This window comes from Fontibacillus panacisegetis (genome assembly GCF_900102215.1).
GTDB lineage: Bacteria > Bacillota > Bacilli > Paenibacillales > Paenibacillaceae > Fontibacillus > Fontibacillus panacisegetis.
In genome coordinates, this window is record NZ_FNBG01000024.1 from 30,086 (window position 1) to 46,578 (window position 16,493).

The window sequence follows — 16,493 nt, forward strand, 5'->3', positions numbered from 1 at the left end:
AATGGAGAGGAGTATCGTTCGTGCCAAAAAATGTGAAAGGAACGATTACAGTTGAAGGAGAAAATGTAACGGTAAGCAACCCTGACAGGCTCCTCTGGCCTGAGGCTGGGATTACCAAAATGATGTACCTGCAAAAGCTGGCCGAGCTATCCCCATACCTGCTGCGATACTGCAATAACCGTCTGCTGACGACGATCCGTTACCCCGGCGGAATCCATAAGGATTTTTTTTATCAAAAAAATGCCCCTGAGCCGCTGCCCTCATACGTCCAGACCGTTGTTCATGATAACATCCGTTATGTGATTATGAATCAGCTTCCAACTTTGCTTTGGCTTGGCAATTTGGCAGCTATCGAATTTCATCCATCCCTTCATTATGTTGGTGAAGAACTGCCCTGTGAATGGATGATCGATCTTGATCCTTCAGTAGACGATGAGCCCCGTATAATGGAAGCAGCGAACTATGTTGGTGAAGTTTTATCCTCATTAGGCTTGTCATCAATACCTAAAACATCAGGAGCGACCGGGATACAAATCATCATCCCGATCGAGTATGGCGTAACTTTCGATGAACTTCGAACCATCGGCCATTTCGTGGCTCGTTATGTAACGGAGAAATACCCTGAGCTTTTTACAATTGAACGTCTTAAAAAAGACCGCGGCAACAAAATTTACTTCGACTACCTACAGCACTATAGCGGTAAAACACTCGCAGCCCCTTATACGCCCAGAGCTCGCAAGGCAGCCAGTGTCTCCACCCCCTTATCCTGGGATGAAGTACGCCGTAACCCGCACCCTTCCCAGTTCAATTTACTCAATATCAGTGAGCGGCTTCAGTTCACTGGGGATCTATTACAGCAAATTCCTCCCCAGTCACTGGAACAGATTCTGGCTCATTTACAAAAGGGGCGATAGCAGACGAGCCAGCTTCTCTGCACCCTTTTGCCTGAGAGAACGACGTGAAAACTCCCTGAGAGTAATAGGGCTCGAATCCTCTATATCCTGCTCAAAATCTCTGGATAGCTTCTGGATCGGTGACTGATCGAACATCAATGCCGTCATTTCAAAATTATAGAAAAAACTTCGCATATCCATATTCGCTGTCCCTACCGAGGCCAGCAAATCGTCCACGATGAGGACCTTGGCATGAACAAAGCCTTTACGATATTGATAGAATTTAACTCCCGCACGGAGCAGTTCCTCAACATAGGATAAAGAAGCCAATTTCACGAGTCGATTATCCGATTGATATGGCAAAATAACGATCACTTCAATCCCGCTGACGGCTGCCGTCAAAAGCCCTGTATATATGCTCGGATCAGGTATGAAATATGGTGAAGTGATCCAAATACGCTTCTTGGCTACAGAAATCGCTCCAAACACCACTTCTTGAATGACATCGCCGTTCTGATCAGGGCCGCTTACAAGTATTTGCACCTGTTCATCGGTATTGCAATGATGCTCTGGAAAGAAATCCTGATGAAATAACCGCTGTCCTGAGGCCAGACGCCAGTCACCCAGAAATGTACTCTGCAAATAATAAACCGCGTCTCCCTCGATCTTAAGCTGAGTATCCCGCCAATACCCCATCTTTTCATATAGCCCCAAGTAGTCATCACCAACATTCATCCCGCCCACAAAACCTACTGTTCCGTCGACAACGAGAATTTTCCGATGGTTGCGATAGTTCAGTCTTCTATCCATCACCGCGATCAACGGAGGCAAAAACATATAAACCTCAACACCGTGATCCTGAAGATTACGGACAAAAGATTTCGGCAAATGATAGCTGCCAAGACCATCACAGATTAATCGTACTTGAACCCCCTCTTTTACCTTCCGAATCATCACATTCTGAAATTTTGTGCCTATCCTATCCGCTCTGAAAATATAAAATTCCATATGGATATGATGTTTGGCCGTTTCCATCGCCTCAAGCATTTCTGAAAAGGCCGCCTCCCCATCACTAAGCACCTTAGTCCTGTTGCAGCCTGTAATCGGGCTATCAGACACATGTGTTAACAATCCAAATAACCTCTCCTGATGCCGGAACTCCTCCTGATGCATGTCCTCAGCCGAGTTCACAATAGTAGACTGTTTCCTCAGCGTAGCCCTGACCTCCTGAAACAATCTTGGACCCCGACGGCGCACCTTTTTACGTTTCCTATAATCTTGTGCGACGAAATAATAGAGAATAAAGCCGATGATCGGAAATAAGAACAGAATGAACATCCAGGCAATCGCCTTACCCGGATTTCGATATTCAAGAATGATGATCGTTGCAATCTGAAAAATGAATCCAAGTAAAATGCATACTAGCCAAAGCATACGTCACACCCTCCCTTCCACAGCATTAACCAGACCCCATGCAGTTTATTCACTTCACACTATATCTCCTTAATGTGATCTCCTTATTAAATTGCCCTGCTAGACTTTTTTGACATGATTTAAGAGACATAGGAATAGATAAATATAAGAGCTTGGTTATTCGATTTTCAACAGATCACAATGGCAGGGAGATCATAACACTTTCGGGAGTGCGTCAAAAGGCGGTGAAATTGCGAAGAATTAAAATAGCGGAATTAATTTCCCTTATCTTGCTAAAATAATGAATTTATTAGGTAATAGAGGAAATTTATTCCTTTAACACTTCCAAAACAGCACTAAAAGGACCAAAAATCTGCACATGGCTTCTATATAGGGGAAGAAACCTCCTTTATTATTCAAAAAAGGGGCCAATATCGAAAAATAAGGGAAGTTTTCTCCTCAATTATCCAGCGCATGTACATGTCCGCTAAACAGCGAAGTTAGAGCTTACTTCTGAGCTTTGCTTCGTGATCAAAAGATGACTTTTTGAACTACCTCTTCAATCGAGGTTCAAAAAGTCGGCTTTTCAGCACCGAGAAGATTGAATGAAGCTAGGAATTGAGGAGCGGAGCGTACGTTTTGTGTACGCGAGCACCGGAAATTCCGGCTGAGTTCAAGATTCGATGTCGAATCCGCTCCTTCGAACTGCTTCGTGATCAAAAGATGACTTTTCGAACTACCTCTAGAAAGGAGATGCCATGAGAAGTGTTGGTTTAACTAACCCCCACCGCATGACCCTGCTCGTCCTACGTGATGCCAACCAGCCTGTCAAGCAAATTCAGGTGTCCAAACCGCTAGTGATGGCTGTCCCGCTAATCGCATTGTTATCGATATCAGGGTTAATAGTCAGCTTGCAATTGCAGCACAATCAGACCACCAGAACTCTCGAAGAACTGTTACAGAGTCAGAGTCTCAAATTTGAAGCCGTCGTCACTGACAAAAATGAGGCGATTCAAAAGCTGCAGAACGAAGTAATCTCGTTGTCGAGTCAATCCAAAGAAATGATGGAACGAATGGAACGGGTAGCTGAATTAGAAGCAGAGCTGCAAAAGTTTATCGATAAGTACGGGGGTCAGGGAGAGCTTGGCAAGCTGTCAGCATTAACTATAGAAGAGGATGACTCCTTCGGCTTAGGCGGTGAATTTATTGCGGTCCACGATAATGAAATCGAACAACTCGCTCAAGAGACAAGAGACAATTATCTCGAAATGAGCGCCATGCTCGATGAGATGGAGAAAAATGTTCCTATTACTTTACGTAAAGCCAAGCAGACCCAGTATTCGATTTCCGGAACACCATCAGAGTGGCCGACCTTGTCCAAGAGACTCACTTCCAACTTTGGTTATCGCACCGATCCATTCAAAGGCAGTGCCGCCTTTCATGCTGGAATCGATATTGCCGGTAAAGTGGGAGATCCAGTATATGCTGCTGGAGCCGGTAAAGTTATAAATACAGATAGAGACGGCTCTCACGGAAAATACATCGTGATTGAACACCCTGGCGGTCTTCAGACATGGTATTTGCATTTAAGCAGCATTGACGTATCTACAGGCGATACCGTTACTAAAGGCGAAAGTATTGGAAAATTAGGTAATACTGGCCGAAGTACAGGCCCACATTTGCATTTTGAAATCGTCAAACAGGGTAAGCAAATTAATCCGCTTCCCTATTTGGAACAATGAAACTAACCTTTGATTCTGAAATGGAGGATGCTCATTCAATGTTAAGGGATAACAAAAAACATAATCAAACAACAGATACGCTTATTGGTCAAGGAAGTGTTATAGACGGCAAATTGGATTGTGAATCAAACCTTAGAATTGAAGGTAAATTCAAGGGGGAAATCCATTGTAAGGGACAGGTTATTATCGGAGAGACTGGTGAAGCTAACTCTAACATTCATGGAACTGACATTGTAGTCGCGGGCATCGTCATCGGCGATATTACTACAAAAGGCCGATTAACAATAACTAGTAGCGGTGAGGTCAAAGGAAATGTGAGTGTCGCCAAGCTGATTATCGCTGAAGGCGGGCTTTTGATTGGAACCAGTACGATGGAGAAAGCTGCTTCACCACTCCCGATCAAAGAGAAAGTTTCGAAGTCGGCTCAGCCCGAGGCGGGGTAAAACAGTGAAAAACAACATTTAAAGTTCCCGTCCACTTATGTAAACGGGAACTTTCTGCTTTTTATAAACCGATAAACTAAGTCGCAACATCCCTTTTATTGAACACGACCCAAGATACAAGTAAAAACATGATAATATAAGCAGCTAACACCACAGACGAAAAGCCCAGCGACATACCCGTAACCCCATTTCCGCCGCCGTTCTGATATTGACTGAGGTCCATGTTCGTGAACAGCATATATTTAGCCCAAGGGTATCTGATCGGATTAAATAGCATCGTAAATATATTCCCGGTAAACAAAATGAACATCGACAAGCCGATAGCAATTCCGCCCGAACGAAATACTGTTGAGATCATAAAGGAAAAGATCGTAATGACAAGCAGATCGATGTAGCTGTACAGCAACTTCTCCATAATATAAGCAAATGGATTAGCTCCTTGTCCAAATATGACGGAGGGTTGATTCGGAAACAAAATAAACGATATAGCTATTGAAGTGACCAAAAACCATGCAGTCAGCAGTAAAGTGAAACAAATGACGGACAGCAGCTTGGACCCCAAAATTTTGGAACGCGTCCAAGGACGAATCAGTAGCAGCTTGATCGTACCCCAGGTGAACTCCCCCGCCACTATGTCTGCCGCAACAACTGTGGAGAAGATCACGACAAGAAAGTACAGGAATGACAGCTGATCAACAGCATCCCAAGCCGTTAATTGACCGGGCCCATTATCTAGTGAGAACAACACTCCGAATAGAAGGTTAAACATTAGGATGAGGATGAACATAATTACTGTACGGAGACGACGGTATATCTTCATATTTTCATTTTGAATAAGCTGTGTGAAATCAATCAATTTGTCCGCCTCCCGTAAGCTCCAGAAATTGATCTTCAAGTGACCGGGTTACAGCCCTGATGCCGTATACAGAAATACCTGCATTCACCAGCTTAGCATTGATTTGTGACGTTTTATCCCGATCAGCAGCAATGATCAAACACCCCTTATCAATTCGTCCTTCACCAATCAATTCATGGGCTAGCCGTGGATTATTTACTTCAAAAAATGTTTCCCTTATAGCTCCTTCTGCCTCAATCCCTGTCTCCAGCGATCTCACATCAACTAGACGCCCCTGCTGAATCACCGCCACTGTATCGCACATCAGCTCCATCTCAGACAGCAAATGGCTGGAGACGAATACCGTTATGCCCTCTGACTCAGCCAACTCCCTCAAATAGTCGCGCAGCTCACGAATCCCCTGAGGATCAAGGCCATTCGTAGGCTCGTCCAATATAAGCAGCCTTGGCCTGTGTAAAATAGCTTGGGCGACGCCAAGACGTTGACGCATCCCTAAAGAGTATGTCTTCACCTTATCATGAATTCGATGCTGCATGCCTACGCGATGAACAGCTTCCATAATCCTCTCTTTTGTCACACCCGGGGACATTCTGGCATAGTGAAGCAGATTTTGATAGCCTGTAAGGAATTTATACATTTCAGGATTTTCTACGATGGCACCGACATCAGAAATCGCTGACTCAAAGTTGCTGCGTATGCTTTTGCCGTTAATCCATATATCGCCTTCGGAAATAGACATAAGGCCAACCATCATCCGGATGGTGGTCGTCTTCCCTGCCCCGTTTGGCCCCAAAAATCCGTACACTTGCCCTGCTGGTATATCGAGCGTTAATTGATCGATAATGCGCTTTGAGCCAATAACTTTACTGACTCCCTGAATTCGGACAACAGGTTCAACAGATAATGTACCCGGTGATACGATGGATTTATGTACCAACTTACACTCTCCCCTTCTGTAATTGTACGTATTCATTCATTGAATCCAACAAGCTTATCGGATCATTATCCGTAAATTCGAAGGAACGATGCTCATTTCTTAAAAATTGCTGTTCATTCATATGGTTAAAGAAAGAAAGCAACTGGTCATAGTATTGTCCAATATTTAAAATGCCACAAGGCTTGCGATGAATTCCCATTTGAGACCAGGTGAACGCCTCGAAAAACTCATCCAACGTCCCCGGACCTCCAGGCAAGGCAATAAAAGCGTCTGCTAAATCAGCCATCTTTCTCTTTCTTTCGTGCATAGAGGAAACTACGATCAGTTCCGTTAAATGAGGATGCGCCTTTTCCTGTTCTACCAGCATTTGTGGAATAACGCCTACTACATGACCGCCCGACTCCAGAACAGAGTCCGCAACAGCACCCATGATCCCTACATTACCTCCTCCATAGACGAGCGTAATTCCACGCTTGGCAATCTCTTTTCCTAACTCAACTGCGCCTTCTCTATATATAGGCAAAATCCCGTTATTCGAACCACAAAATACTGCTACTCTTTTCAACCACAATCGCCTCCAAAAAATTATTAGTCAATATTTAGATTTCAAATCATTAATAAAGTTGCGAAATCATGTTAGCTCATTGTGCTTTTCAGGGTAAAAAAAGGCCGGAGAACAGGACCCTCACCCTGTACTCCGGCAAAATCATACCATTGCCACAACAACTGCTCTTGATTGACTCAATTTATCGCCGTTCTCTGTAGAGCAGCAAATAGAGAACAGTTGGTTAACACTAGATAGTGTAATACCTATACCTCAAACTTAATTAGACAATTATTAATGACTGGTTCGAGCTAGCTCACGAGTGTTGGCTTCGAAAGCAGCTAGAAGTGCTGCTTCACCCTTCAAGCCTTCATTTTCCACCTTGATAATTTGCTCTAGCATCCGTTTGTAGTCCTTAGGAATAACCCGAACAAATTTCGGCAGCAATTCGCTCCAATTGTCCAGAACGCGGCGTCCCACGTTACTGTCCGTGTATAGGACATGGCGACTGATCTTGGTGCGAAGCTGTTCGATCTCCGCCTGCTCCTCAACCTTCTCCAGAAGAACCATTTCCATATTGCAGCGTTTGGCAAAGTCACCTTGTACATCTAATACGTAAGCGATACCGCCAGACATACCTGCTGCAAAGTTACGGCCTGTTCCGCCAAGGACAACAACGCGGCCTCCAGTCATATATTCACATCCATGGTCTCCCACGCCTTCAACTACAACATTCGCGCCGGAATTCCGAACTGCGAAGCGTTCTCCGGCAATACCACGGATGTATGCTTCCCCGCTGGTCGCACCATAGAATGAAGTGTTACCTACGATAATGTTATCCTCTGCGGCAAATGTCGCACGGCTTGAAGGCCTCACGATCACCTTACCGCCTGATAACCCTTTACCCGTATAATCATTGGCATCACCTACAACAGTAAGTGTCATTCCTTTTGGAACGAATGCCCCGAAGCTTTGACCCGCTGATCCCTCGAACTGGAACGTGATCGTATCCTCAGGTAATCCGGCCGCTCCGTAAATTCGTGTGACTTCACTGCCAAGCAATGTGCCTGTAGCACGGTTCACATTGCAAATCGGAAGCGATGCACTGACAGCCTCTGCGCGCTCAAGAGCGGGAGCCGCCAATTGCAGCAGCTGGATAACATCGAGCGTTTCGTCCAAGCCGTGATTTTGCTGACGGGTGCAATAACGACTGCTTCCTTCCGGCAATTCTGGAGTATGCAGCAGCGGCGCAAGGTCTACTCCTTTTTTCTTCCAATGATTAACCGCTTTTAATGTATCCAGACATTCTGTACGACCAATCATTTCCTGAATACTGCGGAAACCAAGCTCTGACATCCATTCGCGCAAATCTTCAGCAACAAAAGTCATGAAGTTCACGACATACTGAGGATCGCCGGCAAAGTTTTTACGGAGCTCAGGATTTTGTGTAGCTACACCGACCGGACAAGTATCCAACTGGCAGACACGCATCATGATACAGCCTACTGCTACGAGCGGCGCTGTGGAGAAGCCATATTCTTCAGCTCCCAGCAATGCAGCCACCACCAGATCACGCCCGGTAAGCATTTTACCGTCTGTCTCAAGCACGACGCGGTCACGTAAATTGTTCAGCATAAGCGTCTGATGCGTTTCCGCAAGTCCAAGCTCCCACGGAAGTCCCGCATGCCGAATGGAGCTCTGTGGCGATGCACCAGTTCCTCCATCATAACCGCTGACCAGGATAACGTCCGCACGACCTTTAGCTACACCAGCAGCAATCGTACCAACACCTGCCTCGGATACAAGCTTAACGTTGATTCTTGCGCGAGGATTACTATTTTTCAGGTCAAAAATAAGCTCTGCCAAATCTTCAATCGAATAAATATCATGATGTGGCGGCGGTGAAATCAAGCCTACGCCTGGTGTTGATCCACGAACCTCAGCTACCCAAGGATATACCTTCTGAGCAGGCAATTGTCCGCCTTCACCCGGTTTAGCGCCTTGAGCCATTTTGATCTGAATTTCATCAGCGTTAACCAGATAATGAGATGTAACACCAAAGCGACCGGAAGCTACCTGTTTGATCGCACTGCGACGTAAATCTCCATTTGCATCTGGAACAAAACGCGCCGGGTCTTCTCCACCTTCACCTGTATTGCTCTTACCGCCGATGCGGTTCATCGCAATTGCGATAGTTTCATGCGCCTCTTTACTGATAGAACCAAAGGACATAGCCCCAGTTTTGAAGCGGCGCATGATAGAAGCAGCAGATTCTACTTCTTCAAGCGGCACTTTCGGTCCGATCGGTTTCAAATCAAGCAAGGAACGAAGAGTTAAATATTTCTCATTCTCGCCCTGCACCAGCTGGGAGAACTTCTTGAACAATTGATAATCGCCTGTACGTACGGACTGTTGAAGCAAATGAACGGTTTGCGGATTGAACAAATGCTCTTCTCCACCGCTTCTCCACTGATATTCACCGATGGAATCAAGCACCTTGTCATTGCCGTCTTTATCTGTAAAAGCCCGGAAATGCTGTGTAATAGCTTCCTCTGCTACTTCTTTTAGACCAATACCGCCAATACGGGACGGAGTCCAAGTAAAGTAACGATCCACGAATTCTTTTCTTAATCCGACAGCTTCAAAAATTTGCGCCCCACGGTAGGACTGAATCGTCGAAATACCCATTTTGGACAACGTTTTAATAACGCCTTTAGTAGCAGCTTTATTGAAATTGTAAATCGCTTTTTCTTCCGTAATTCCTTGAATGATCCCTTGCTCGATCATATCCTTCATCGATTCATATGCGAGATATGGATTTACTGCGCTTACGCCATATCCGAGAAGAAGTGCAAAATGATGAACATCATGCGGTTCTCCCGACTCCAGCATGATACTTACTTTCGTCCGCGTCTCTTCGCGAATCAGATGATGGTGCAGACTAGATACGGCAAGCAGAGCTGGAATTGCCGCATTGTCAGCATCAACGTCACGATCGGACAAGATCAGGATGTTATGACCTTTAGCAATCACTCGATCAGCAGCTTCACAGAGCGTATCCAACGCTTGCTTCAATCCTGCTTCCCCTTCATTTGCCGGAAACAATATTGGAATCGTAATGGCCTTGAATCCCGGACGGCGAATATGACGCAGCTTCGCAAACTCCTCATTAGACAAGATCGGTGATTCCAGACGGATATGACGACAGCTCTCCGGTTCAGGATTGAGCAAATTCCGCTCAGGTCCAATCGTGGTCGCCGTAGAAGTAACGAGCTCTTCACGAATCGCATCGATCGGCGGATTCGTTACTTGCGCGAACATTTGTTTAAAATAGTTATAGAGACGTTGTGGCATCTCGGACATTACAGCAAGCGGCGCATCATATCCCATAGATGCAATGCGTTCTGCTCCAGTAAGGGCCATAGGCTCGATAACTTTACGCAAATCCTCGAACGTATATCCGAACGCCATTTGACGACGCGTGATGTTGTCATGATTTTCTGCAGGAAGCTCAGGAGCTTCAGGGAGATCCTCTAAAGTAACCCGATGCTCATCCAGCCATTGTTTGTACGGGTTTTCTTTCGCGATGGAAGCCTTCACTTCCTCGTCCGAAATAATCCGTCCTTCCTTCGTATCCACGAGCAGCATACGTCCTGGACGTAACCGATCTTTATATAGAACATTCTCCGCAGGAATATCGAGTACACCTACCTCGGAAGATAGAACAATCAGATCATCCTTGGTCACGTAGTAACGAGAAGGTCTCAGACCGTTCCGGTCAAGAATAGCTCCGATCTGAACGCCATCCGTAAAGCCCATTGCTGCAGGACCATCCCAAGGCTCCATCAAAGAGCTGTGGTATTCATAGAATGCTTTTTTATCCGAATCCATATCACTGTTGCCATTCCATGGCTCTGGAACCATCATCATAGCGACATGCGGCAAGGAGCGTCCACTGAGATACAGGAATTCAAAAGTATTATCAAACATCGCTGTATCAGAGCCGTCCGGATTGATGATAGGCTTGATCTTTTCAAGATCATGACCAAACGCAGGGGTCTCGAACAACGACTGGCGAGCATGCATCCAGTTTACATTCCCGCGAAGAGTGTTGATCTCACCATTATGAATCATAAAGCGGTATGGATGCGCCCGTTCCCAGCTTGGGAAAGTATTCGTACTAAACCGGGAATGGACTAGAGCGATCGCCGATTCAAGTCTCTTATCCTGCAGATCAAGATAGAATTGACCTACCTGCTCCGTAGTGAGCATTCCTTTGTAAACGATCTTTCGACAAGACATGCTGGAGACATAGAAGCTGTCGCCCTCAGGAGTTCCTCCATAACGAATAGCAAGCTCTGCACGTCTACGAATGACATACAGCTTACGTTCAAAATCAAGATCAGTAGTCAGATCTTTACTGCGACCTATGAATACTTGACGCACATAGGGTTTGGCTTCTTTCGCCGATTTTCCAAGCATATCGTCATGTGTCGGAACAGTTCTGAAACCGATCAGCTGCTGCCCTTCATCTTCAATAATCCGGGCAAGCTCAGCTTCTTGAGCATTGCGAATATCTTCATCATGAGTGAGGAAAAGCATGCCGACTCCGTATTGTCCAGCTTCAGGAAGTCCGTATCCAAGCTCATGCAGTTCAGCTTTGAAAAAGCTATGTGGGATTTGCAGTAAAATACCTGCCCCGTCTCCTGAATTTGGCTCACTTCCTTGGCCTCCACGATGCTCCATATTCGTTAGCATCGTCAATGCCTGACTAACGATATCGTGTGAAGCACTGCCTTTAATATGAGCCACAAATCCCATCCCGCAAGCATCTTTCTCAAAAGCGGGATCATAGAGCCCCTGTCGTTCAGGTATAACGGTATGTTTCATGTTCAGCGCAACCTTTCTATTGATAAAATGGCGATTATAACGTAAAGAAAGTAAACTTTCTCTAAACTCGATTTGACTTGTGCAAAAGCACGTTCGACACATGTTTTTCTTATAGTTTTATTCTAACGGAAAACGTCTCCGGTTTTTTTGCACTATCTTCTCTTTCTTTTGCACTATTGCTTATAATTTTTAGAAGGATTCACATCGATTGTGAAAATTCAGCGACTAGTATCTAGAATTTAAAAGGTGAGTTCACAATTGTTAGCACCAAAATAGCGAAAATAACCACTAGCGTCATCAAACGGGAGGATGAGCATCAAAAGTGACGTAGAAATGGTGTTGTGGAATAGGAATTAACACAAAAAGAGCAAGCTCCAGAGGCAATGTGCCTCGAAGCTCGCTCTTATGTGGAATGTGAGAAATAAAATATTAAGCGTTCATGCTTACTTCTAAGCTCACTTCTTTGTTTTCTTTGTGAGTCATGAAGTATCCTAGAGTAATCGCCAGGAAGACGACTGCAAAGCCTGCAAGAACACCCATCTGCTGCCATGCATGGCTGAAGTCGCCGGTAGAGACGATCGCCTTGTATCCGCTGACGCTGTATGTCATTGGAAGCAATGGGTTGAACACTTTCATCCAGTTAGGAATCAATTCAATTGGGAACGTACCTGCACTGGTTGTCAATTGGAAGATCAACAGCAGAATCGCAATAAAGCGTCCTGGGTTGTCGAGCCAAGTAACAAGTGCCTGGATGATAAACATGTAACACAAGCTGGTAATAAAGCTGAACAGATAGAACATCGGAATGCTCTTCACTTCCAAACCTAATCCGTACAATGTAAGGAGAACAGCAAGCAGAGATTGAACCAGACCCATTCCGGTGAATGCCAGCGAACGACTGACAAATCTGTTCCAGCCGCTAGCCCCGGGAACCGATGAACCATGAAGTGGAACGACGAGCGTTGAGATCAGTGCTCCGACGAATAATCCCAGAGACAGGAAGTAAGGAGAAAAGCCTGTTCCGTAGTTAGGAACTTCACTGACTTTTTGCTCATCAATCTCAATCGGCTGAGCATACATGTTTACAAGAGCATCGGTTTTCTTCACACTTGAAGTTTCATCTGCCGCATCATTCAGCTTGGTAGCAAGCTCGCCAGAACCTTCAGTAAGTTTATCCATACCTTCCTTCAGTTCGCCAGCTCCGTTATCCAGCTGTTTCGAACCAGCAGCCAGCGTTTTAACTCCGCCGGACAATTGGCCCATGCCGCCTTGAAGCTGCTTAGCTCCATCATCAATTTTGCCAGCTCCGGCGGCCAAGCTTTGGCCACCAGCAGCCGCCTCATTCAATTTCACACCAAACTGCTTCAAGCCACCAGCAAGCTGTTCCTGCCCAGATGTCAAATCAGATGCACCCTGAACCAGCTTTTGTTGCCCTTGTACAAGCTGCTCGCTTCCTTGAACTAACTGCTGCTGTGCAACGTGCAAATCCTTGCTGCCTTGCAGCAACTGCTGTTGACCTTGATTCAATTGTTCAGAGCCTTGGGCAACAGCTTTACTTGCTGCCAGGAGCTTTTGTACTGATTCATTCTGAGCAAGCTCTGGACTTGCTTTAGTCAACTGTTCCAATCCATCAGCAACACTCTTAGCGCCTGCAGCAACTTTTGTACTTCCAGCTACTGATGACTCCAGTCCAGTGACCAGATTAGCGCTGCCTTGCTCTGAAGCGGCAAGACCAGCGTTCAGCTTACCGGTTCCTTCCAGAGAGGATTGAAGACCGGAGTGCAGCTGCACGCTACCTTCATGCGCTTTAACAGCACCTGTCTCAAGCTGTCCTTCAGCCGCAGCTAACTGCTTCAATCCGTTAGACAATGTAGAAGCACCATTATGGAGCTCCCCGGCTCCTTGACTAAGTGTTCCAGCACCTTTTTCCAAAGGTACAATACCGTCCTTCAATTCACCTGTACCGTTAACCAGTTTGGCAAGATTCTCCTTCAGCTTAAGTGCGCCATCATCCAGTTTCGCTGCACCTTCATTGATCGTGCCAGCTCCTGTTCCGGCATCGCTTAAGCCCCCGGAAATTTTCTCAACCTGGTCAAATAGAGTTTCCGTATATGCTTCCGTTACTTTGGCAGATACTTTAGATTTGATCTCCTTAACTGCCGTTCCGCCGATTTGTGCGGCAAGGAAGTTGTAACCTTCATTTGGTTCAAAAACCAGCTTGGATGGCTGTGGATTTTCGTCCATTAAAGTTGTTGCCTTTTCGGAGAAATCCTCAGGAATAACAATGGTCATATAGTACTTATTAGTTTCTGTCCCTTTATTCGCTTCTTCACGAGATACAAACGTCCATGAGAAATCATCGTTATTCTTCAATTCATCAACAAGGTCTTTACCTACTTGAAGAGATTTGCCTTCATACTCTGCACCTTTATCTTCATTAACAACTGCAACAGGCAGCTCATTCATTTTACCGTATGGATCCCAAAATGCCGTTAAGAACATCCCGCTATACAACACAGGAATGAACAACACGACTAAAATAGGAATAATCACTTTCGGCTTTTTGAAGGATGCCACCAAATCTTTAAAAAATACCGACATCGAATTCATGCAATGTCCTCTCCTTCTCAACTATTAATTTCTCTTTATCTTAATCTCTCTATAACTTATCTCTTTATAGTGGCGAGAGCCCACCGGATAAAAACATGCGAATGAACTCTTTAATCCGCTCCTCGCTTAGAGGCTCGTTATTTTTGTTCCAGTCAGAAGTAAGTGCTACGTACAGTCTCATCAGCACAAAAGAGGTGACCTTAGGATCAAGCCCTCGAATTTCTCCTCGCTGAGCAGCACGTTCTAATTGATTTTCCAAATAACCAAGAATAGCGGCTTCAATCTTTTCCAACCCCTCGCGGGCTTGCGGTGTACCAAAATCCCGTACTTCCTGAAAAAGCTTGATCAGCAATTCATGCTCCGTCCTAAACTCCAGAAGGACGTCCATGCTTTGATACAAGTTTTCAAAGAACGATCGTTTCTCACTTACTTCCTGCTCTGAGATTCGTTTCATGTCAGAAATTACATGACGAAGAATCTCATCAAACAATTCTTCTTTATTCGTAAAAAATGTATAGATCGTGCCTTTGGCCACATTTGCAATCTTTGCTACCTGGTCCATCGTCGTCGCTTTATATCCGAAGAGCGCAAATGATTTTTCCGCCGCTTCGATAATTTGTTTACGGCGATCTACCACAGCCATTATAAGCACCTCCTTATTAAGAATATATGCCGCGTTTTTCGAAAAATGACTAAAATACGATTTCGGTCATTCGGTCAATGAACACTTTATCACGATCATTAACCCTTTGCAAGTGGTTTTTTTCAGTAGTTTTCATTTATTTTCATAATCTTCTTCGTTCCCAGACTTAAGTCCAGTTTCATTACCAGTCCACAGGCTCTTCCTTCATTACAAAAAAGTTAATAGACTATATATGAAAGTTCAAAAAGTCAGCTCTTGAGCATGTACTGTATATAAAGAGCTAAATGATAAGCAGGTGAAAATCTTGAGAAAACAAAAAGTACTCATTCTATCAGAAGGATTCGGCAGCGGACATACACAGGCAGCCTATGCCCTCGCTGCAGGGCTTAAAGAGCTCTCTCCTAATGTTCAAACAAAAGTACTTGAGCTCGGTTCTTTTCTTAATCCCACTGTAGCTCCCTTGATTTTGTCAGCCTATCGACTAACCGTGAGCGCAAGTCCATTACTCGTAGGAATGTTCTACCGCATTAAATATGAAAAACCAGTTAGTCGATTAACACGGCTGGCCCTACATAAAGTTTTTTACAATCATGCCGCACAGGTAATTAATCAATTGAAGCCAGATTTGATCATCTGTACGCACCCGATCCCTAACGCGATCGTATCCAGACTGAAGGAATCGGGTATGAACATTCCGCTTCTTACTGTCATTACTGATTACGATGCTCACGGCTCATGGGTCAGCTCGGAAGTAGATCATTATTTGGTATCTACTGATGAAGTGCGTAAGCTGCTTATCCAGCGGGGGGTTAATCCAAAATCCATTCAAGTAACCGGAATACCGGTTCATCCTGAATTTTGGATTAAACAAGACAAAGAATTCGTTCGAAAAGAGCTTGGTCTTAAAAATTTACCTACCGCTCTCGTTATGGGAGGAGGCTGGGGGCTACAGTTATTTAAAGAAGAGCTGATTTCGAAGTTCATGCAGTGGAACGATAAAATACAATTTGTCTATTGCATGGGAAGTAATGAGAAGCTTGCTTCAAAAATGAGAAACCAGCCGGAATTCCAGCATCCCAACATTACAGTGCTTGGCTTTACTAAAGAAATTAGTAAATGGATGGATGCAGCAGATCTTCTCATTACGAAACCTGGTGGAATGACTTGTACTGAAGGATTGGCCAAAGGCTTACCGATGCTGTTCTGTGAATCCATTCCTGGTCAGGAGGATAAGAACCGCGAATACTTTGTGAGTCATGGATATGGACAAGAGCTGGCTTCTCCGGAAATTCTTGAGGCATGGCTGGACAAAATAAGTAATCACACAGCTAGCACAGATTACAATAAGACATCGATACAGCATCGTCAGATTTTACTCGTTTCAAAATTTGAAGCTATCTATGAGCCTGAAGCATGTGCTAAATCGGTTATGAATTTACTGAGTTCCAGTTATAGCACAAGACGTCTGAATATTAAGATTCACTCCACAGGTCAACGCGCAAATTGACGCGATATTTACGAA

Annotated in this window: 11 protein-coding genes; 4 read left to right on the forward strand and 7 right to left on the reverse strand. The window is 44.9% G+C overall.

Going from position 1 to position 16,493, the window contains the following annotated elements; genetic code table 11:
* Positions 1-20 precede the first annotated feature (20 nt).
* Positions 21-914, forward strand: a complete 894-nt coding sequence (gene ligD, locus BLS49_RS17815) for a non-homologous end-joining DNA ligase (RefSeq protein ID WP_091233771.1) — start codon at positions 21-23, stop codon at positions 912-914.
* On the opposite strand, the gene cls is transcribed toward ligD, so the two are convergent.
* Entirely contained in the window at positions 897-2,327 is a 1,431-nt protein-coding gene (gene cls / locus BLS49_RS17820; protein ID WP_091233775.1) for a cardiolipin synthase, read from the reverse strand. The two genes, ligD and cls, sit on opposite strands and share 18 nt — an antisense overlap.
* 737 nt (positions 2,328-3,064) lie before the next feature.
* Here cls and BLS49_RS17825 point away from each other — a divergent pair.
* Entirely contained in the window at positions 3,065-4,048 is a 984-nt protein-coding gene (locus BLS49_RS17825; protein ID WP_091233778.1) for a M23 family metallopeptidase, read from the forward strand.
* 38 nt (positions 4,049-4,086) lie between these two features.
* On the forward strand, positions 4,087-4,491 hold the full coding sequence (locus BLS49_RS17830) for a bactofilin family protein (RefSeq protein ID WP_091233781.1): 405 nt from the start codon (positions 4,087-4,089) through the stop codon (positions 4,489-4,491).
* Between the two features lie 76 nt (positions 4,492-4,567).
* Here BLS49_RS17830 and BLS49_RS17835 read toward each other — a convergent pair whose 3' ends face one another.
* The 6 genes from BLS49_RS17835 to BLS49_RS17860 all read right to left on the reverse strand — a co-directional run bounded on the left by BLS49_RS17835 (position 4,568) and on the right by BLS49_RS17860 (position 14,971).
* On the reverse strand, positions 4,568-5,347 hold the full coding sequence (locus BLS49_RS17835) for an ABC transporter permease (protein ID WP_091233782.1): 780 nt from the start codon (positions 5,345-5,347) through the stop codon (positions 4,568-4,570).
* Complete coding sequence (locus BLS49_RS17840) at positions 5,340-6,284, reverse strand: ABC transporter ATP-binding protein (protein WP_245742548.1); 945 nt, start codon at positions 6,282-6,284, stop codon at positions 5,340-5,342. Before BLS49_RS17840 ends, BLS49_RS17835 begins: the two co-directional genes overlap by 8 nt.
* A gap of 1 nt (position 6,285) precedes the next feature.
* The gene (locus BLS49_RS17845) at positions 6,286-6,849 is read right to left on the reverse strand and encodes an LOG family protein (protein ID WP_091233787.1); all 564 of its coding nucleotides are present in this window, start codon (positions 6,847-6,849) and stop codon (positions 6,286-6,288) included.
* Positions 6,850-7,122: 273 nt separating this feature from the next.
* Positions 7,123-11,718 (reverse strand): glutamate synthase large subunit, encoded by a 4,596-nt coding sequence (gene gltB / locus BLS49_RS17850; RefSeq protein ID WP_091233788.1) that lies wholly within the window; start codon positions 11,716-11,718, stop codon positions 7,123-7,125.
* A 429-nt stretch (positions 11,719-12,147) separates the two neighbouring features.
* A complete protein-coding gene (locus BLS49_RS17855) occupies positions 12,148-14,328 on the reverse strand; it encodes a YhgE/Pip family protein (RefSeq protein WP_091233791.1) in 2,181 nt (726 codons plus the stop codon).
* A gap of 64 nt (positions 14,329-14,392) precedes the next feature.
* Positions 14,393-14,971 carry a TetR/AcrR family transcriptional regulator gene (locus tag BLS49_RS17860; protein ID WP_091233792.1) on the reverse strand — a complete coding sequence of 193 codons (579 nt, stop codon included), beginning with the start codon at positions 14,969-14,971 and terminating at the stop codon, positions 14,393-14,395.
* Between the two features lie 304 nt (positions 14,972-15,275).
* On the opposite strand from BLS49_RS17860, the gene BLS49_RS17865 reads away from it, so the two are divergent.
* Complete coding sequence (locus BLS49_RS17865) at positions 15,276-16,478, forward strand: MGDG synthase family glycosyltransferase (RefSeq protein ID WP_091233795.1); 1,203 nt, start codon at positions 15,276-15,278, stop codon at positions 16,476-16,478.
* Positions 16,479-16,493 lie beyond the last annotated feature (15 nt).